Genomic DNA, 19,492 nt, shown 5'->3' with positions numbered 1-19,492 from the left:
GGCGCGGCCTTTTGCCCCTTTTTATGACAGGGCAGCTTGGATACACCCCGTGGGACATGAAAGAAGGCTAATATGGACATCTGGGGTTTCGGAATAATCGCGGTAGGGTTGGCACTGGTGGTGTCCGCCCTTCTGGCAGCAGCGCTGCGGGCGGGGCGTGCGCAGGCGCAACCGACGGCCTCTTATGATGTTCAGGTCTACCGCGACCAACTGGCCGAGGTTGACCGCGATCTGGCCCGTGGCACCATCGCCGCCGAAGATGCCGCGCGCGTGCGCACCGAAGTGTCGCGTCGTATTCTGGCCGCTGACAAGGATGCGCGGCTGGCCGACAACAAGGGCGGGCGCGGCAGCGTGGCACTGGCCGTGGTTCTGGGGATGCTGTTGCTGGCAGGCAGTGGTGTGCTGTATTGGCAACTGGGTGCTTTGGGCTATGCTGATCGGGGCCTGAAAACACGGATCGAACTGGCCGCCGAACGTCGCGCCGAACGCCCCACGCAGACGCAGGCCGAAGCGGGTCAGCCGCAGCAACCGCTGGCACAAGAGGACAACGCCGATTACGCCGCCCTGATTGAACAGTTGCGGGCCACCGTGGCGCAGCGCGCTGACGATCTGCAAGGTCACATCCTGCTGGCGCAGACCGAGGCGCGTTTGGGCAATTTCTCGCAAGCTGCCAAGGCGCAAGCCGTCGTGCTGCGACTGAAAGGTGACGCAGTCACCACAGCCGATCTGATCACCCAAGCCGAATTGCTGATCTTTGCGGCGGGCGGTTATGTCTCGCCCGAGGCCGAGGACGCGTTGCGCCGTGCACTGAACATCGACGATACAGACGGCAGTGCGCGGTTCTACTGGGGTGAAATGCTGATCCAGACCGGGCGGCCCGATCTGGGCTTTCGCATCTGGGACGCGCTACTGCGCGCAGGCCCCGCCGATGCACCGTGGATGGCGCCGATCCGCGACCGGATGCCCGAACTGGCCGATCTTGCGGGCGTGCAAGGCTATACCCTGCCGGAAAGCGATACTTTGCGTGGCCCCAGCCAGCAGGATATGAACAACGCCGCAAGTATGACGCCGCAAGAGCGGATGCAGATGATCGAAGGCATGGTGGCTTCGCTTTCGGATCGTCTGGCGACCGAAGGCGGCCCTGCCTCCGAATGGGCCAGACTGATCACGGCGCTGTCAGTTCTGGGCCGATTGGACGATGCCCGCGCGGTGCTGGACAATGCCCGCGCAACCTTTGACGATGACCAGACCGCGCTGGACATCCTGACCAGCGCCGCAGAACAGGCGGAACTGGAATGATTTTCGATGACACCGCCGAATTTATGGCTGCCCTGCCGCCGATGCGGTCACTGATCGGGCTGGATCTGGGGGACAAGACCATCGGCGTTGCGGTCTCTGACATGTTCCTGTCGGTCGCCACGCCGCTGGAAACCGTCCGGCGTAAGAAATTCGGCGTTGACGCAGCCCGCTTGCAAGAGATCATCACCCACCGCACCGTGGGTGGCATCGTGCTGGGCCTGCCGCGCAATATGGACGGGTCCGAAGGGCCACGGTGCCAGTCGACCCGCGCCTTTGCCCGCAATTTCGAAAAGCTGTGGGATGGCCCCGTGACCTTTTGGGATGAACGCCTGTCCACCGTGGCCGCCGAACGCGCATTGCTTGAGGCGGATACGACACGCAAGCGTCGCTCGGAGGTGATCGACCATGTGGCGGCTGCCTATATCCTGCAAGGGTTGCTGGACCGCTTGCGGGTTCTGCGCGCCCAAGGTTGAGGAAACCCGATGACCGACCCCGTCTGGACCCGAAACGAGATTGAAAGCCCCTGCGTGCGCATCTGCGTGGTGCATCCCGAAACCCGGCTGTGTACGGGCTGCGCGCGGTCCATCGACGAGATCGGTCGCTGGTCACGGATGACCGCAGAGGAACGCGCGGCGATTATGGCAGAACTGCCCGACCGCGAGGTTGCCCCCAAAGGGCGACGCGGCGGGCGGGCGGCACGGTTAAAGCGCTAGGCAAGCGGCATCCGGAAAGAGAATTCTGTCCGATCGACGTCTGATGTAACATCCAGTGTGCCGCCATGTGCTTTCGCAATTTCCGAGGCGATATACAGACCAAGGCCCAGACCATTGTGAGCGGCGTTGGTCGCACGTTGATGAAAAGGCAGGAACAAATCTGCAATCTGCTCTGGCGGGATCATCGCGCCTTCATTCGTGACGGACAACTGGAAAAACCCGTCATCGGTTTTGGCCACAATACGGATCGGCCGGCCCTGCGCGCCGTGGGTGATCGCATTTCCAAGCAGATTGGACAGCATCTGCGCAATACGGTCCCGGTCGCAGTCTACGTTCTGCGGCAGATCAATGTCGCATTCGATCACATGATCCGGCGATATTGCTTTCATTTCCAGGACGATCTGTTCGATCACCGGCTCCAATGGCTCTAACGCGTCGCGGTTGATGATAATTCCACCTGTTTGCCGTTGCCGCGCCTGATCCAGAAGGTTTTCAATCAGGTTGGTCATCCGCCCCAGTGAAGCAGTCATCAACGACACAATCTGCAAGGTACGTTCATCCTGCACGGCACGCTCGAACATGCGTAAACCAGCCCCGAGGGCGCTGACGGGATTGCGCAAATCATGTGCCAGAATGGAAATAAACTCTTGCTGCAAATTGGTCAGTTGCCGTTCATCGCGGACAGCGTTTTCGCATTCTTGCGGTGTGTCGTTGGTTTCCAGACTTTCACCGATCATCTTTGCAAACAGCCGGAACATGGCAAGTAAGTTCTCGTCTTTTACATTGCGCGGTTCGGTATCAATCGCACAAAGCGTGCCGAAAAACGTGCCGTCGTTCCTGCGGATCGGAATCGAAACATAGCTTTGGATGTTGTATTGCGCGGGGGGGTGATGTTTGCAAAAGGCCGGGTCACTTGAAACGTCGTCAATGACGATTTCCATGTCAGATTGCCGGACTTTATGGCAAAGAATGGTTTCGACATCCAGTTCGTCGCCCGGTGTCAGGCCGAATGAGATCTTGTCCACTGCGTAACAGGTTACCCACCGCGTTTCAGTCACGCGCGCAACTGCCGCAAACCCCATACCGGTTGCCAGTGAAACCGTTTCCAGAAAGGACGGAACAAGCGTATTGCGCCCGATTTCGTCTATGTCATCTTTTAAATCATGCATTTCGGATCATTATATCACATCCAGATTATACTTTATCGCAAAACAACTGGCACCGGTTCCAAAGGTCGCGCCATGCCATGGATACGATATTTCGCAACGCTCTCACCGCCATATAAAACGGCGCTGAACCCGATCAAGCTGTTAATACAGGCACCGCTTTATCAAGATATGCGCCGCGGATTGTGCACACCGACGTGCGATTGGCCTAAAGCTCGCCCCGTCAATATCCCATCGCGCGCCGCAGCATGTTCAGCGCCACCAGCACCAGAAACACCGCAAACACCCGCTTGAGCGGTTTGGGGTCCATCGCATGGGCCAGCTTTACCCCCCAAGGGGCCGTAACCAGCGTCATCGCGATGATGATGCCAAAAGCCACAAAGTTCACCGAACCAATGGTCAGCGGGGGCACCGGCATGGTCATGTCCACCGTCAGAAACCCGACCACCGACGGCACCGCAATCAACAGACCAAAGCCCGCAGCGGTCGCCACGGCGCGGTGAATGGGCACGTTGTGCAAGCTCATAAGCGGCACCCCAAAGCTGCCTCCGCCAATCCCCATCAGCACCGACAAAAACCCGACCAAGGGCGAATAGGTCCACCGCCGCGGCCCCTTGGGCATCTCGTCAGCCAAGCGCCAATGCGCGCGCCCAAAGCCCATATACAGCCCCACCACCAACGCCAGCGCACCAAAGATTGCCTGCAAAGTGGACGAGCGCAGTTGAGCGACCACCAACATGCCCAGAACAGCCCCGATCACGATGCCCGGCGCCCAACCGCGCAGGATCGTCCAGTCAACCGCGCCTTTTTTGTTGTGGCTGTGTACCGACCGCAGCGATGTCACGATGATCGTTGCCAATGACGTCGCCAGACACATCTGCATCAACTGCGGGCCGTCATAGCCAAGGGTCTGAAACGCATAGAAAAACGCAGGCACCAGCACGATGCCGCCACCGACCCCCAAAAGACCTGCCAACACGCCGGCAAAGGCTCCGATGATCATCAGCATGATCAGCATTTGCAACAAAAGCATGGTGTCCGGCATCTTGAATTGTCCCATTGGTGTATTTGCGCACATCTAGACCGCAGCTGACGCGCAACCACAAGTTCAAAGCCCACCTTGGCAATCAGAAATCACAGGCGTATGCCCCTGCTGCAACGCGGCACAACCGCGACCTGTCATTTCAATCCAAGGAGACACCGATGTTGCGCATAGCACTTGTTCTGGGGCTGCTGGTCATGATCGGGCCATTTGCGATTGATATGTATCTGCCTGCGATGCCCGACATTGCAGCCGATTTCGGAGTGGACGAGCCTGCGGTGCAAATGACGCTGACCGCGTATTTCCTGGCGCTTGGCGTGGCGCAACTGGTTTACGGGCCTCTGTCGGACCAGACAGGGCGCCGCTTGCCTGTGTTTTTGGGGCTCGGCGTGTTCTTCATCGGGTCGATGGGTGCCACGCTGGCCGGATCGGTCGAAGCATTGACCGGATGGCGTGCGGTTCAGGGGCTGGGCGGGGCTGCGATGATGGTCATGCCCCGCGCCATCGTGCGCGACCTGCACACCGGCAACGAGGCCACGCGGCTGATGGCGATGGTGATGCTGGTGATGTCCGTCTCGCCGATGCTGGCACCGCTGGCGGGCAGCTTTGTCATCTCGCTTGGATCCTGGCGCACTGTGTTTGCGGTGCTTGCGGGTGCGGCGCTGATCGCAGCCATGGTGATGGGCGTAACTCTGGGCGAAACGCTGCCCCCTGAAAAACGCACGCCGGTGCGGGTAAAATCACTGATGCAAAACGCCGGTATTCTGTTTCGCGATCGCGGCTTTATGGGTCTGACAATGATCGGCGGCTTTGGGATGGCCAGCTTTTTCGTCTTTATCGCTTCGGCCCCTTTTGTCTACGTGCAGGAATTCGGCCTGACACCCACACAATTCTCGCTGGCCTTTGCGGTCAACGCGATCGGCTTTTTCTCGGCGTCGCAGATGGCCGCCCCCTTGGGCGAGCGTCTGGGGATGCGTCCGCTTGTGCGCTTTGGCGTGACCGGATTTACGTTTTGCGTGCTACTGCTGTTGCTGATCGTGGCATCAGGGTTCCAGAACCTGCCTGTGGTCATCGCCGGACTGTTCTGCGCCAATGCCTGTCTGGGTGTGGTGATCCCCACCACGATGGTGCTGGCGCTGGATGCGCACGGCGAGCGGGCGGGTCTGGCTTCGTCTCTGGGTGGCACGCTGCAAATGCTGGCGGGTGGTCTGATGATCGCGGCCACGGGGCCGTTCTTTGACGGCACCGTACTGCCGATGCTGGCGGCGATTGCGATCTGCGGCGTGATGGCAATGGGCTTTGCCCTGTTCACCGTGCCCCGTCGCGTGCGGGCATAGCGCTCAGGCGCGTGCCACTTCGGCGGCTTGGGTGATATGGGTCAACGCCTGTTCAACCAGTTCCGGCCCCGCGCGCTCGCGGTGCGCCCCTTCGGACAATGCCCGACGCCAGCCGCGCGCACCGGGGCGGCCCGCGAACAGGCCCAGCATATGACGGGTGACCTGATGCAGACGGCCCCCCTCGGTCAGATGCGCCTCGATGTAGGGTAACATTCGGGCCACAGCCGCTTCGGCAGTGGTGTCTTCGCCCGTCCCGTAAATGCGACGGTCCGCGCTGCTTAGAATATCCCAAGGCTGATGATAGGCCGCACGGCCCACCATCACCCCGTCCACCCCCCCGTCAAGGAATTCAATCGCCTGATCCAGCGTGGTAATCCCGCCGTTGACCGAAATGTGAAGATTGGGAAACAGCCCCTTCACCTGCCGCACCAGATCGTAATCCAGTGGCGGAATATCGCGGTTTTCCTTGGGGCTGAGGCCCTGCAACCACGCCTTGCGCGCATGGATCGACACACGTTCAACCCCTGCACCCACCATTTGCGACAGAAACTCGGGCAATACCTCTTGCGGGTTCTGGTCGTCCACACCGATGCGACACTTCACCGTCACTTCGATGTCCACCGCGTCTTGCATCGCGCGCACACAGTTTGCCACCAACGCGGGCTGCCGCATCAACACCGCGCCAAAGGTGCCTGATTGCACGCGGTCAGACGGGCAACCGACGTTCAGGTTGATCTCGTCATAGCCTGCCACAGCGCCAATCCGCGCCGCCTGCGCCAGTTCGACCGGATCCGAACCACCAAGCTGGAGTGCCACGGGATGTTCGTCGGCATGATGCTGCAACAAATGCAATGCCCCGCCCCGCACCAGCGCGGGCGACGTCACCATTTCGGTGTAAAGCAACACGTTGCGTGACAGCAAACGGTGCAGATACCGACAGTGCCGGTCCGTCCAATCCATCATGGGTGCCACAGACAGTTTCGCTGCCCGGGCGGCGGTGGTGTGGGGCATTCGCTCGGTCTCCTATGGTCCGCAATCGGCGTTTGCGGCCATTTCAGGCGCATCCATTGTCCGCCGGTCTCGGGCGCACCAGCCCCCTTTATAATAGGAAGCGGAAGTCTACAAACCGGAAGGCCGCCCGCCCGATCATGCCACGCGACATTCCGAACGCAAAAGGCCCGCACGAATGCGGGCCTTTGTTCGTTATTTCCACATGATCAGCCCGCCAGTGACGGCAGCCAAAGCACAATGCCCGGAAAAGCCACCAGCAGACCGATGGTCACCGCATCAGCCAGAAAGAACGGTGTCACACCCCGGAACACATCCTGCACGGTCAGATCGTCACGCACGCCCGCGACGACAAAACAGTTGAGACCGATGGGCGGGGTGATCAGGCAGAACTCGGCCATCTTCACCACCAGAATACCGAACCAGATCGCGCACATCGGACCCGACATGCCAAAGGAACTTTCGGCAGCCGATACAAACTCGCCCCCGTTCAGCGCCATGACGGCGGGATATACAACAGGCAACGTCAGCAGCAGCATTCCGATCGCGTCCATAAACATGCCCAGCACCGCATAGGCCAGCAGGATGCAGATCAGGATCAGCATCGGTGCCATGTCCAGCGAGGTGATCCAGTCAGAAAACGCCCCCGGCAGGTCGGCAAAGCCCAGAAACCGCACATAGATCAGCACGCCCCAGATGATGGTAAAGATCATCACCGTCAGTTTGGCGGTTTCGATCAGCGCATCTTTCAGCTGGCTCAGCCGCATACCGCGATACAGTGCCATCAGGAACACGATGAACGCACCCACGGCGCCGCCTTCTGTCGGAGTGCCCCATGCCTCGCCAAAGGGGTTGTAGACAAAGAAGATGATGATCACGACCACCGCCACGATGGGCAGAGCGGGCGGCAGTGACGCAAAGCGTTCACGCCATGTGAACCCCGAAACCGGAGGCCCCACATTCTTGAACACCACCGCAATGCCGATGATCAGGATCGCATAGACCACAGCCGAAAAAGCACCGGGAATGAACCCCGCCAACAGCAGCTTGCCGACGTCCTGTTCGACGATGATCGCATAGATCACCAGAATGGCCGAAGGCGGGATCAGCGAGGCCAGCGTACCACCGGCCGCCACAACACCTGCGGCAAATTGCTTGTTATAGCCGATTTTCAGCATTTCGGGGATGGCGATACGGGCAAAAACCGCTGCGGTGGCCACAGAGGCGCCCGACACGGCAGCAAAGCCCGCAGTGGCAAAGACGGTCGAGACAGCCAGCCCCCCCGGCACCCATGCAATCCAGCGTTTTGCGGCCACGAACAGGGCCGTTGTCAGCTTGGCATAATAGGCCAGATAACCGATCAGGATGAAGGTCGGGATCAGGCTAAGCGCCTGCGACGAGACCTTGGAATGGGGCACCTGCCCCGCGATCTTGACGCTGATTTCCACAGCTTTGCCAAAACGTTCGGGGGCATAGTCAAATCCGTTCCAGCGCAGCCAGACCAGACCGACAAAGCCCGCAAGACCAGCGGCAAAGGCCACGCGCATACCCAGCACGACCAGCACCAGCATACCACCCGTGGTCCACAGACCAATTGTAATCGGATCCATCAGTCGTCTCCCAGCGCTTCGGCTTCAAGTTTGGCCTGTTCAGCCACGGTCAGGATCAGCGGCACCGCCACGGGATTTTCCAACCCCAGCACCAGCGCGCGGGTGTAGCCCCATGCCTGAAGAACCAGCCGCAATGCCAGCACCGAAAACGCTGCCGGCACGATCAGCTTGCTGGGCCAGATCGGAATGCCGATGTCAATGGAACTGTCGCGGCTGCAAAACGGGCGCGCGCAGTCGAACGAACGGTCGAAATGCGCCCAACTGCCCCAAATCAGCGCGACGATCAGCACAAGGATCAGCAGGATCGAAACCAGCTCGAACAGCCATTTGACACGTCCGCTCAGCGCACCGACCAGCATGTCCATGCGAATGTGTCCGCCGCTGCGCTGCACATAGGACACGCCCATGATCGCAATCAGCGGCATCGCCGCCTCGATATAGTCGACATAGCCCATCAGCGGGCTACCAAAAAACTTGCGCCCCAGCACCGACCAAGTGGCCAGAAACATCAGCGAAAACACGGCAATACCGCTGATCAGTGCAAAAAACCATTCAATGGGCAACAAGGCCCTGTCCAGTCTGCTGAGCAAACTGCTGTCTTCCAGAACCGATGACGTTCCTGCCATGTCTGTCCCCTTTAATTCTGTCGTGTGACCGGCGTTAAGGCCCGGTTTTGACGCGGTTCTCTTCCGATTGTGAAAAGCCACCGCAAGACGGGCTGCGGTGGCTTGTCGGTATCGGTTCGGGGCTGCCCGATTTCAACAGAGCAGCCCCGTGGTATCTTAACTGCCAGACTTGGCTTCGGCCAATGTCTTTTCGACCAGATCGTACAGATCTTGACCCGGCAAGCCCTGGCTTTCCATGTCTGCGATCCATGCGTCGCGGATCGGGGCAGCCGCCTTGGCGCGGAAATCGGCGATCGCTTTTTCGCTGAGCATGACTTTTTCAACGCCCTTCTCTTCCAGAACCGTATCCCAGCGCTTCAACAGCTCACCGTAGTTGACAAGGTAATGGTCGATCGCCTCGGACACCGAGCTGTCCAGCGCTTCACGCTCTGCATCGCTCAGAGAATCGTAGGCGTCGATGTTCACCACCACGGGGCAGTTTACTGTGCCGGGATTCAGGTTGGCGGTCCACCAGTCGGCCTGATTGATCGTGCCAAAGCTGAGGTGCGCGTGCTGGGCAAACGCCACCGTATCCACAACACCCGATTCCATTGCCTGATAGGCTTCGGCAGATGTCACCGATGTCGGCACGGCGCCCACCAGTTCGAACGCTTCGCCGATGCCGCCCGTGGCACGCACGCGCATACCGTCAAATTCGGCCAGTTCGTCGCGTGGCTCGCCTGTGCCCACAATGTTGTATTGCGGCATCGGCGACGTCATCAACAGCTTGGCATTCCACTGCGCCATCTCGTCGACAGCGGCAGGGTGTGCATAAACCGCGTTGGACACGGCGACTTCCTGTTCTAGGTTCTCGACGCCCAGAAACGGCAATTCCAGAACGGTGATCACGCGGTTCTTGTCGGGGTGGTAGCCTGCGCAGAACTGGGCGATTTCAAATGCACCAATGCTGATACCGTCAAGGTTTTCGCGGTTCTTTGACAAACCGCCATAGCTGATGTTCATGGTGAATTCGCCGTTGGTCTTTTCAGAGACCAGCTCGGCCAGTTTTTCGACGTGTTCGGTAAAGGCGCGGCGTTTGCCCCAGACACTGACGTTCCATTCGGTTGCAGCAGCTTCAAGTGCAAAGGTACATGTCAGCGCGCCTGCGACGGCGCCCAGCGTATATTTGTTCATAATACTCTCCCTATGCGCGCCTGCTTTGGCACGCTTGGGTCTAGGCTAACCTGCGATTTGCGTCCTGCCAATACCCAGTGACCCTACAACGACCGCCGTGGGGGGCGCGAAATATTGTTGCGTGATTCTGGCATTTTGCGACACCTGCGGCCATACGGCACAGGCATGCTGGATGCCGGTGCAGCGTCGGGGTGCCCCGAGAGCCGCAAACCGACCCGGACAGTGCCACTCCCGTTTGACATGCAATCGCCCGAAAATATGGGGAAATTGCCGCGCCTTGATGACAAATTTACAAAATGTTCGCGCTCTCGGAAAAAAATTTACAGCGAAACCGTTATATTCCCGTAAGTTATTCCCTTCTTTTCACTTCACGGTATGATCACGATCACATCAGGGAGGATGGACCAGCAGACACGCAAAGGCGTGTCCGCCCTCTTGCCCTGATCGACCAAGATCGCAAGGGAGGAAGCCACCGATGTCGAAAACCTACGCTCCGCACGCTGACATGGCCGCGAACGCGCATATCACTGCCGCTGATTATGAAGAGATGTATAACGCATCCATCGCCGATCCCGAGGCCTTTTGGGGCGAGCACGGCAAGCGCATCGACTGGATCAAGCCCTATAGCCGCGTCAAGGATGTCTGCTTTGATTACGGCAATGTCTCGATCAAGTGGTATGACGATGGCACGCTGAACGTCGCTGCCAACTGCATCGATCGCCATCTGGCAACACGCGGCGATCAGACCGCGATTATCTGGGAACCCGACAGCCCCGACGACGACGCGCTGCACATCAGCTACCGTGATCTGCACAAGGCCACCTGCAAGATGGCCAATGTGCTAAAGGGTCTTGGCGTCGAAAAAGGTGACCGCGTGGTGATCTATATGCCGATGATCCCCGAGGCAACCTATGCCATGCTGGCCTGCGCACGGATCGGGGCCATTCACTCGATCGTCTTTGCCGGCTTTTCGCCCGATGCGCTGTCGGCCCGTGTGAATGGCTGCAACGCCAAAGTGGTCATCACCGCCGATGAGGCTCCCCGTGGCGGGCGCAACACGCCGCTGAAAACCAACGCAGACAAGGCGTTGGCCAAATGCGACGATTCCGTGCAGGCATTGGTGGTGCGGCGCACAGGTGCGGATGTGCCGTGGTCCGACCGCGACCATGATTACAACGCGCTGGCCGCCGCTGCGTCCGACGACTGCCCCCCGACCGAGGTGAACGCCGAAGACCCGTTGTTTATCCTGTACACATCCGGCTCGACCGGCCAGCCCAAGGGCGTGGTCCACACAACCGGCGGCTATCTGGTCTATGCGGCGATGACGCACCAGATCACCTTTGATTACCACGATGGCGACATCTATTGGTGTACTGCCGATGTGGGCTGGGTCACTGGCCACAGCTATATCGTCTATGGTCCGCTGGCCAATGGCGCGACCACCGTGATGTTCGAAGGTGTGCCCACCTATCCCGACGCCAGCCGCTTTTGGCAGGTCTGCGAAAAGCACAAGGTCTCGCAATTCTACACCGCCCCCACCGCGATCCGTGCCTTGATGGGTCAGGGCGATGATTTCGTCAAAAAGGCCGACCTGAGCAGCCTTAAACTGCTGGGCACCGTGGGCGAGCCGATCAACCCCGAGGCATGGAACTGGTACAACGACGTGGTAGGCGGCGGGCGTTGCCCCATCGTTGACACATGGTGGCAGACCGAAACCGGCGGCCACCTGATGACCCCCCTGCCCGGCGCCCATGCCACCAAACCCGGCGCCGCGCAAAAGCCGTTCTTTGGCATCGAGCCCGTGGTTCTGGACCCGACAGACGGTTCCGTTATCGACGGCAACGACGTCGAGGGCGTCTTGTGCATCAAAGACAGCTGGCCGGGCCAGATGCGCACGGTCTGGGGCGATCATGAACGCTTCGAGCAGACCTACTTCAGCGACTTCAAAGGTTATTACTTTACCGGCGACGGGTGCCGCCGCGACGCAGATGGCGATTACTGGATCACGGGCCGCGTCGATGACGTGATCAATGTGTCGGGCCACCGCATGGGCACCGCCGAAGTTGAAAGCGCGCTGGTTGCCCACCCCAAAGTCGCCGAGGCGGCTGTTGTCGGGTATCCCCATGATATCAAAGGGCAAGGCATCTATTGCTATGTCACCTTGATGAGCGGTGACGAACCGTCGGAAGACCTGCGCAAAGAGCTGCGTACATGGGTCCGCAACGAGATCGGCCCCATTGCCTCGCCCGACCTGATCCAGTGGGCTCCCGGCCTGCCCAAGACCCGTTCGGGCAAGATCATGCGCCGCATCCTGCGCAAAATCGCCGAGGACGATTTCGGCGCGCTGGGGGACACCTCGACATTGGCCGATCCGTCTGTTGTGGATGAACTGATCGCCAACCGCATGAACAAAGGCTGACACCCATGACCCAGAGCAAGACCCCGGCAGATGTTGCCGCCGCCGCCATCGCGTCCCCCGTGCTGATCCTGCTGGGGCCTCCGGGTGCTGGCAAGGGCACGCAGGCGCGTATGCTTGAACAGCGCTATGGGCTGGTGCAACTCAGTACAGGCGACCTGCTGCGCGCAGCGGTTGCCGAAGGGTCCGAAGCAGGCAAAGCAGCAGATAAGGTGATGAAGTCGGGCGGTCTGGTCAGTGACGACATCGTAATCGCCATCCTGCGCGACCGTCTGGCTGATCCTGACACCGCCAGGGGCGTGATCCTTGACGGCTTTCCGCGCACCACTGTTCAGGCCGAGGCGCTGGACGATCTGCTGGCCGAAAGCGGCCAGCAGATTGATGCGGCCATCAGCCTTGAAGTCGACGACGAGGCGATGGTCCACCGCATTGCGGGCCGTTTCACTTGTGGTGCATGCGGCGAGGGGTATCACGACAGCTTTAAACAGCCCAAAGTCGAAGGGGTCTGCGACGTCTGCGGTGCCACCAACATGAAGCGCCGGTCGGATGACAACGCCGAAACCGTGGCCGAACGTCTGGCCGCCTATCACAAGCAAACGGCGCCGCTGATCACCTATTATGAAAAACGCGGCACCCTGCAACGCATCAACGCGATGGGCGCCATCGACGAGATCGCCACAACTGTCAGCCGCGCCGTGGCAGAGGCAACGCGCAACCGCAGCATGCGCTCGGCCTGAGCGACCGTGTTTAACGCGGGTATAATTGGGTTACACAACACACCAACCTTTGGAAATGCGATGGGGTCAGGCAACCGCTCGACCCCATCGATCAATCCACTTACGAAATCGCGCCGGTCAACTTACTGCGCAGGCACGGCCACCAGATCCATCCGGTTTACCGCGACGGCCAGATTGATACCGGTCTCGCCCGAGATGCTGAACGGTTGCAGGGCATATGTCTGGTCCGAACCGCCCAACATCGCGTTGGCGCCCAGCCCCACCCCGGCCGAAGCTGATGCGCTGACACCACGATAGGTGCCTGCAAGCGCGCCGGTAACGTGCGCTTGCTCTGTCGGGGCCAGAACCACCCATTTGATCACCGCACCATCGCTGCGGCCCAGATCAATGCCGAATTTCTCGATCGAACCGGTGTAAACCTCGTTCGGCAGACCTTCGGCAGCCGGATGGAATGTGCAGGCCAGATCCTTGGTCGATCCGAACACAAAGCCCTGACCGCCCTCGACCTTGCAATCCAGCAAACCCAGTTCGGCGCGGTCTTTTGCTTGGGCCTGTGCTGTGCTGGCCATGCCGAACGAACCAGCGGCAACGCCTGCTGTCAGGGCCAGTGCAGCGGTGATATTTCTGGAGGTGATGCGTGTCATATTCGTCTCCCATAATTTTGCGGTGCTGATGTTGCCCGCGCTGACAGAACAACGTGGCAAAGCACTGCAATGTTCCGGCGCCTTTGCGACAGCCCGTGCAAGCCTTGATGGGATATGGACACCACCGGCGGAACATGGCACCCGTCGTCGGATGAGCGTTTACGACGAAACATTTGCACCCGGCCCTGACACCGGTGTGCCCCTGCGCCACGCTTTCGGGCGCTTTGGCACGGGTGTGACCGTGATCACCACCGCGTCCAGGATCGGGCCGCTGGGCTTTACCGCCAATTCGTTTTCGTCCGTGTCGCTTGAGCCTGCTTTGGTGCTGTGGTCGCTGGCGAACACATCGCGTCGGCACGATGCCTTCGCCGAGGCGCAGCATTACAGCATACACATACTCACCGACGCACAAGCCGATCTGGCGCTGCATTTCGCCAATCGGGGCGACGGTTTTGACGCCTACCCGCACGATATCGGCCAGCACGGCGTGCCGCTGTTGCACGACTGTCTGGCGCGCTTTGATTGCACGCATTTCGCCGCCCATGCGGCAGGCGATCACAGCATCATCGTGGGGCGTGTGACGCAAGTGGCTGCCAAGGCCGACGGCGTCGGGCTGGCCTTTGATCAGGGCCAATACGGGCGGTTTCAGGCGTTTTGATCTTCAACCTTTGAAACGCAAAATGGCGCGGTTTCCCGCGCCATTTGCTGTCATTTCAAACGCGTGTCAGCAGATCACTGCCAGCCCACCTCGTTAAAGATTTTCTGGGCGGTAGGCACGTTTTCGGCCACCGCCGACAGATCGACATCATCAGGTTTAAACATGCCCAAAGCCGCGACCGACGGGCTGAGACCCACACCCGGCACGGCGGGATATTCGTCGTTGCCAGCCGAGAAATACTGCTGCGCTTGGTCCGATGCCAGATACTCGAGGAACGCCACCGCGTTGTCACGGTTGGGCGCATGTGCGGCCACACCGCCACCCGACAGGTTCATGTGCGCACCTTCGGCGTTTTGCGACGGGAACACCCAACCGATGTTGGCAATCGCCTCTGCTTCCAGTCCTTTTACATCGGTGCGTAGCGCACGGGCAAAGTAATAGGTGTTGGAAATCGAGATGTCGCACTCGCCCGAAACAAGACCACGCAACTGGTCGGTGTCACCACCTTGCGGATCGCGGGCAAAGTTGTCGACAACACCCTGGGCCCAAGCCTTGGCCTCTTCTTCGCCAAAGTTTTCGATCATCGCAGCCAGCAACGTCTGCGCATAGGCGTTGGTGGACGATCGGTGACACACCTGCCCCTTATAGGCCGGATCGGCCAGATCAAGATAGGTTAGCGGCGGGTTGGTCACGTTCGTCTTGTCGTAAAAGATGATCCGCGCACGCTGTGAGAACGCAAACCATTCGTTGCCCGCATCTTGCAAATAACCCGGAATACGTTGCTCCAATACATCGCTGTCCACCGATTGCAGAACGCCCGCGTCCTTGGCCCGTTGCAGGCGCGATGTATCCACTGTCAACAGCACATCAGCGGGCGAGTTTTCCCCCTCGGCCTGCATCCGCGCGATCAGTTCGTCGGCATTGCCTTCGATGCGGTTGATGGTGATGCCTGTGGCCTCAGTGAAGTCGGAATAAAGCCGCTCGTCAGTGTCGTAGTGACGCGAGGAATAAAGGTTCAACTCACCATCTGCATAGGCCGGAAGGGCCAACAGCGAAGCAAAGGCAAGGGTCAGCGGTTGTGCGAAGCGCATAGGTAAACTCCTGTTACGGCAAATTCTGATTAAAACAGTCAATTACTTAAATCAGCCCTTGCGTCAAGTACGTGACGCAAAAATAGGCCAGTTGCCAACGCACACGGGGCCCGCACCTGCGCCTGTTTCGCTTTCACGCGCGCGGTCTGCTATAGTGCAACCTGATCGCGCGCGGCCCATATTCGGCATCTATCTACGGGTTGAAAACAAAGTCCGTTAGCGCTAACAAGACAGCAGCCAAACGACACATATCCGCAAAGGGGGCGCCGAACATGGCACTCGACCCTAAGATTCAGGACGTTACAGCCCGCATTATCAAACGCTCGGAGGACAGCCGCGCGCAATATCTTGACCGGATGCGCCGCGCCGCCGAAGACGGCCCACGCCGCGCGCATCTAACCTGCGGCAATCAGGCACATGCCTTTGCCGCAATGGGCGCCGAAAAAAACCCGCTGGTCGAGGGTATCAGCCCCAATATCGGTATCGTCACGGCCTATAACGACATGCTATCGGCCCACCAGCCTTTCCAGCGATTCCCCGATCTGATCAAACAGACCGCTTTGGCCAACGGTGGCACGGCCCAGGTGGCAGGTGGAGTGCCTGCCATGTGCGATGGCGTGACCCAAGGCCAGACCGGCATGGAACTGTCGCTGTTCTCGCGCGATGTCATCGCACTGGCGGCGGGCGTGGCCCTGTCGCACAACACATTTGACAGCGCCGTCTATCTGGGTGTCTGCGACAAGATCGTGCCGGGGCTGATTATTGCCGCCGCCACCTTTGGCTATATCCCGTCGATCTTTCTGCCTGCGGGGCCGATGCCATCGGGCCTGCCGAACGAGGAGAAATCCAAAGTGCGGCAGCTGCACGCCTCGGGTGAAGTGGGCCGCGACAAGTTGATGGAGGCCGAAATGGCATCCTATCACGGGCCGGGCACCTGCACATTCTATGGCACCGCCAATTCGAACCAGATGCTGATGGAATTCATGGGCCTTCACCTGCCCGGTGCATCCTTTGTGAACCCCGACACAGACCTGCGCGACGCACTGACCCATGCAGGTGCCAAGCGCGCGCTGGAAATCACCAACCTTGGCAATGATTATCGCCCCGTTTGCGATATTCTGGACGAACGTACCTTTGTGAACGGACTGGTGGGGTTGATGGCAACGGGCGGGTCGACCAACCTTGTCATCCACATCATCGCAATGGCGCGCGCCGCGGGCGTGCAGCTTGACCTGCAAGACCTGTCCGACATCTCGGATGCCACACCATTGATGGCGCGGGTCTATCCCAACGGGCTGGCGGACGTGAACCATTTCCACGCAGCTGGCGGTCTGACCTATATGATCGGAGAGTTGCTGGACGCCGGCCTGTTGCACCCCGACACCGTCACGGTAATGGGCGACGGTCTTCAGGACTATACGCAAGAACCCAAACTGATCGGCAGCGAAGTCCACTGGCAAGATGCCCCGCGTGACAGCCAGAACACCCGCATCCTGCGCCCCGCCAGCGATCCTTTTGCCCCCCAAGGCGGGCTGAAACAGCTGAACGGCAACCTTGGGCGCGGCGTCATCAAGATTTCCGCCGTGGCCGACGAGCATCAGCTGATCGAGGCCCCTGCCCGCGTCTTCCATGATCAGGAAAAGGTAAAGGCAGCCTTTAAGGCGGGCACCCTGACCGAAGATTGCGTGATCGTGGTGCGGTTTCAGGGGCCCAAAGCCAACGGTATGCCCGAACTGCACGCGCTGAACCCGCTGATGGCGGTGATGCAGGGACGCGGGCAAAAGGTGGCGCTGGTCACTGATGGCCGTATGTCCGGTGCCTCGGGCAAGACGCCCGCTGCAATCCACGTCAGCCCCGAAGCACTTGATGGCGGGCTGATCGCCAAAGTACGCGATGGCGACATGATCCGGCTGGACGCCAAGGCCGGAACCCTAGAGGTTCTGGCAGAGGGAATCGAAGACCGCGCCCCTGCAACTGCCGATCTAAGCGGCAACACCAACGGCGTGGGCCGCGAGCTTTTCGCCATGTTTCGCGCCACAGTTGGCGGGGCCGACACCGGCGCTGCCGTCGTGGTTTAAGATTTAACAGGAGACAGACAATGACACCCCAAGACGCCAGCGCAGCAGCCCTGCGCATTGCGCAAATGGCCCCGATCATTCCGGTTCTGGTGGTCGACGATATTGCCCACGCCACCCCGCTGGCCCGCGCATTGGTGGCAGGAGGGTTGCCCGCGCTTGAGGTGACGCTGCGCACCCCTGCCGCACTTGATGTGATCCGCGAGATGGCAGGTGTTGAGGGCGGCATCGTGGGGGCTGGCACCCTGCTGACACCTGCGGACGTCCAAGCCGCCAAAGACGCAGGCGCGCAATTCGGTGTCTCGCCCGGTGCCACCGACCGCCTGCTGGATGCCTGCGAAGAGGCCGACCTGCCCTTGTTGCCCGGAGCCGCAACCGCATCCGAAGCGATGCGCCTGCTGGAACGCGGCTATACGATGCTGAAATTCTTTCCCGCAGAAGCCTCGGGCGGGGCTGCCGCGATCAAGGCCATCGGTGCCCCGATCCCGCAGGTGATGTTCTGCCCCACCGGCGGCGTCAGCCCCGCCAATGCCGCCGATTACCTGAACCTGTCGAACGTGGTCTGCGCAGGCGGATCGTGGGTCGCCCCCAAAGAAATGGTTCTGACCGGTGATTGGGACGGCATCACCGCATTGGCGCGCGCCGCAGCGCAATTGCAGCGCTAAGACAGAACCGCGCCTGACATGTCGTCATGCACAACAGAGCATTAGCGTTGTCCGGATCAATGGCCGCTCATTTTTCAAGACGGCCATTGATCCGGGTCAGATTGCGGAATGCATCGCGCAGGTAACTCGAAATCTGGCTGAAGTTTCTTGGCCTCTCCAAACCGCGTAAGTTGCCTTGGCGCATCCCTCAGGGTGCTTGTGACACCACCCCACACGCGCTTGGGGGCAAGACCGCCGCCACGCACTAGGGCGCGATCAGCGTCACCCCCGGCAATCGCTGCACACGCAGCATGTCTTCGTCGTAAATTTCGGTCATCTCATCGACCAGATCATCGGTCCAGCCGGGCATATCTAGCTCTTCCTCGATCTCGTCCTCCAGCGCGTATTTGTCCAGAAACGCAGCAATCACCCGCCGCTTTTGCATTTCGGTCATCACCGGATGGCTCTTGAGATAGGCTCGGAACCGCTGCATGCCCTCGGGTGACATGATGTCACCAAGAACGTCAAAGCCGCCGACGATCTTCTCGTTATGCTCCAACCCTGCCATCTCGCGAATGATTTCGGCCCAGATCAGTGGCGTGTCCTCGTTGCACCACACGGTGATGTTCACCTTGGGGGCCGCCGCGCGCACCTCTTCCAGCATATCCGACCAGCGCACATCTACCGGATCGACGCCGCCCAGAAACTCGTCGACAGTCTCATGCGGCGATGCCTTGAACACCGCAGGCAAGAACGCCGCCGGATTGCGCAGGGCCGTGAACATCTCGATCTGGTCGTTCGGAAACAGCTGGCTCATCTGCGCCATCCGCTCGGGTGCATTGGGATAAAGCCGCCCGTCACGCACCGAGGCGCGCGGCGCGCCGAAAATATGCGCGTGACTCAGGATCACACGGTCTGCATCTTCGGCATCCAGTATCGCATCCAGCAACACATCACGCGCGCCCGGCGCGGGGGCCGTATTTTGCATCGCCCCGAAAGTATCGCGCAACAATTTGCGATACCGTGACGGTCCAGGAACTGCCACACCCTTGGATGCAAAGTCTTCCTTGTTGCGAAGCAAGCATTTGACCAGCCGCTCCTCCTCGGTGAAATGCGCGCCTGTGTGAAGAACAATTTGCATAGGTGTGTGTTGGCTCCCGTAAGGCTTTGCCTGTGCATCTGTTATATCGGTTTTGACGGTCGGGAAAACCACCAAACACAAACTGCGTGCGGATGTGCATTTTGATCTTGCG

At 59.9% G+C, this 19,492-nt stretch carries 18 protein-coding genes; 9 read left to right on the top strand and 9 right to left on the bottom strand.

Translation table 11 applies throughout. The features are described 5' to 3' along the window. Nucleotides 1-72: 72 nt before the first annotated feature. The 3 genes from ccmI to SULPSESMR1_RS05030 are packed head-to-tail and all read left to right on the top strand — an operon-like array spanning nt 73 to nt 2,012. Nucleotides 73-1,299, top strand: coding sequence for a c-type cytochrome biogenesis protein CcmI (gene ccmI, locus SULPSESMR1_RS05040; protein WP_089419833.1), 1,227 nt, complete (start codon nt 73-75; stop codon nt 1,297-1,299). Beyond that, the gene (ruvX, locus tag SULPSESMR1_RS05035; RefSeq protein WP_089419832.1) at nt 1,296-1,772 is read left to right on the top strand and encodes a Holliday junction resolvase RuvX; all 477 of its coding nucleotides are present in this window, start codon (nt 1,296-1,298) and stop codon (nt 1,770-1,772) included. Before ccmI ends, ruvX begins: the two co-directional genes overlap by 4 nt. 9 nt (nt 1,773-1,781) lie before the next feature. Then, entirely contained in the window at nt 1,782-2,012 is a 231-nt protein-coding gene (locus tag SULPSESMR1_RS05030; RefSeq protein ID WP_089419831.1) for a DUF1289 domain-containing protein, read from the top strand. On the opposite strand, the gene SULPSESMR1_RS05025 is transcribed toward SULPSESMR1_RS05030, so the two are convergent. Then, the gene (locus SULPSESMR1_RS05025) at nt 2,009-3,181 is read right to left on the bottom strand and encodes a GAF domain-containing sensor histidine kinase (protein ID WP_089419830.1); all 1,173 of its coding nucleotides are present in this window, start codon (nt 3,179-3,181) and stop codon (nt 2,009-2,011) included. The genes SULPSESMR1_RS05030 and SULPSESMR1_RS05025 overlap by 4 nt on opposite strands. 220 nt (nt 3,182-3,401) lie before the next feature. Next, nucleotides 3,402-4,223: a sulfite exporter TauE/SafE family protein gene (locus SULPSESMR1_RS05020; protein ID WP_089422159.1), complete on the bottom strand. Its 822-nt coding sequence runs from the start codon at nt 4,221-4,223 to the stop codon at nt 3,402-3,404. A gap of 158 nt (nt 4,224-4,381) precedes the next feature. On the opposite strand from SULPSESMR1_RS05020, the gene SULPSESMR1_RS05015 reads away from it, so the two are divergent. Continuing rightward, nucleotides 4,382-5,557, top strand: coding sequence for a multidrug effflux MFS transporter (locus SULPSESMR1_RS05015; protein WP_089422158.1), 1,176 nt, complete (start codon nt 4,382-4,384; stop codon nt 5,555-5,557). A gap of 3 nt (nt 5,558-5,560) precedes the next feature. Here the strand turns inward: SULPSESMR1_RS05015 and dusA are convergent, their stop codons facing one another. From dusA to dctP, 4 genes are all read right to left on the bottom strand, one after another. Next, nucleotides 5,561-6,568 (bottom strand): tRNA dihydrouridine(20/20a) synthase DusA, encoded by a 1,008-nt coding sequence (dusA, locus tag SULPSESMR1_RS05010; protein ID WP_089419829.1) that lies wholly within the window; start codon nt 6,566-6,568, stop codon nt 5,561-5,563. A 206-nt stretch (nt 6,569-6,774) separates the two neighbouring features. Next, nucleotides 6,775-8,175: a TRAP transporter large permease gene (locus SULPSESMR1_RS05005; RefSeq protein ID WP_089419828.1), complete on the bottom strand. Its 1,401-nt coding sequence runs from the start codon at nt 8,173-8,175 to the stop codon at nt 6,775-6,777. Continuing rightward, entirely contained in the window at nt 8,175-8,801 is a 627-nt protein-coding gene (locus SULPSESMR1_RS05000; RefSeq protein ID WP_089419827.1) for a TRAP transporter small permease subunit, read from the bottom strand. Before SULPSESMR1_RS05000 ends, SULPSESMR1_RS05005 begins: the two co-directional genes overlap by 1 nt. A 156-nt stretch (nt 8,802-8,957) precedes the next feature. Continuing rightward, a complete protein-coding gene (gene dctP / locus SULPSESMR1_RS04995) occupies nt 8,958-9,974 on the bottom strand; it encodes a TRAP transporter substrate-binding protein DctP (RefSeq protein WP_089419826.1) in 1,017 nt (338 codons plus the stop codon). A 475-nt stretch (nt 9,975-10,449) separates the two neighbouring features. On the opposite strand from dctP, the gene acs reads away from it, so the two are divergent. Continuing rightward, complete coding sequence (gene acs / locus SULPSESMR1_RS04990; RefSeq protein ID WP_089419825.1) at nt 10,450-12,393, top strand: acetate--CoA ligase; 1,944 nt, start codon at nt 10,450-10,452, stop codon at nt 12,391-12,393. A 5-nt stretch (nt 12,394-12,398) separates the two neighbouring features. After that, on the top strand, nt 12,399-13,127 hold the full coding sequence (locus tag SULPSESMR1_RS04985) for an adenylate kinase (protein WP_089419824.1): 729 nt from the start codon (nt 12,399-12,401) through the stop codon (nt 13,125-13,127). Between the two features lie 122 nt (nt 13,128-13,249). On the opposite strand, the gene SULPSESMR1_RS04980 is transcribed toward SULPSESMR1_RS04985, so the two are convergent. Then, on the bottom strand, nt 13,250-13,771 hold the full coding sequence (locus SULPSESMR1_RS04980) for a DUF992 domain-containing protein (RefSeq protein WP_198362855.1): 522 nt from the start codon (nt 13,769-13,771) through the stop codon (nt 13,250-13,252). 28 nt (nt 13,772-13,799) lie between these two features. Here SULPSESMR1_RS04980 and SULPSESMR1_RS04975 point away from each other — a divergent pair, with 28 nt between their 5' ends. Continuing rightward, the gene (locus SULPSESMR1_RS04975; protein ID WP_349813525.1) at nt 13,800-14,429 is read left to right on the top strand and encodes a flavin reductase family protein; all 630 of its coding nucleotides are present in this window, start codon (nt 13,800-13,802) and stop codon (nt 14,427-14,429) included. A gap of 74 nt (nt 14,430-14,503) precedes the next feature. On the opposite strand, the gene SULPSESMR1_RS04970 is transcribed toward SULPSESMR1_RS04975, so the two are convergent. Next, nucleotides 14,504-15,520, bottom strand: coding sequence for a Fe(3+) ABC transporter substrate-binding protein (locus SULPSESMR1_RS04970; RefSeq protein WP_089419823.1), 1,017 nt, complete (start codon nt 15,518-15,520; stop codon nt 14,504-14,506). A 272-nt stretch (nt 15,521-15,792) separates the two neighbouring features. Between SULPSESMR1_RS04970 and edd the strand changes: the two genes are divergently transcribed. Further along, nucleotides 15,793-17,598, top strand: coding sequence for a phosphogluconate dehydratase (edd, locus tag SULPSESMR1_RS04965; protein ID WP_089419822.1), 1,806 nt, complete (start codon nt 15,793-15,795; stop codon nt 17,596-17,598). 20 nt (nt 17,599-17,618) lie between these two features. Further along, nucleotides 17,619-18,260: a bifunctional 4-hydroxy-2-oxoglutarate aldolase/2-dehydro-3-deoxy-phosphogluconate aldolase gene (eda, locus tag SULPSESMR1_RS04960; RefSeq protein WP_089419821.1), complete on the top strand. Its 642-nt coding sequence runs from the start codon at nt 17,619-17,621 to the stop codon at nt 18,258-18,260. A 244-nt stretch (nt 18,261-18,504) separates the two neighbouring features. On the opposite strand, the gene SULPSESMR1_RS04955 is transcribed toward eda, so the two are convergent. Next, a complete protein-coding gene (locus SULPSESMR1_RS04955; RefSeq protein ID WP_089419820.1) occupies nt 18,505-19,380 on the bottom strand; it encodes a hypothetical protein in 876 nt (291 codons plus the stop codon). Nucleotides 19,381-19,492 lie beyond the last annotated feature (112 nt).

The sequence above is a fragment of the Pseudosulfitobacter pseudonitzschiae genome, from assembly GCF_002222635.1.
In the GTDB taxonomy this organism is placed as follows: Bacteria; Pseudomonadota; Alphaproteobacteria; order Rhodobacterales; family Rhodobacteraceae; genus Pseudosulfitobacter; species Pseudosulfitobacter pseudonitzschiae_A.
The sequence above is the reverse complement of the archived record's forward strand: the minus strand, read 5'-3'. Positions and strand labels throughout refer to the sequence as shown.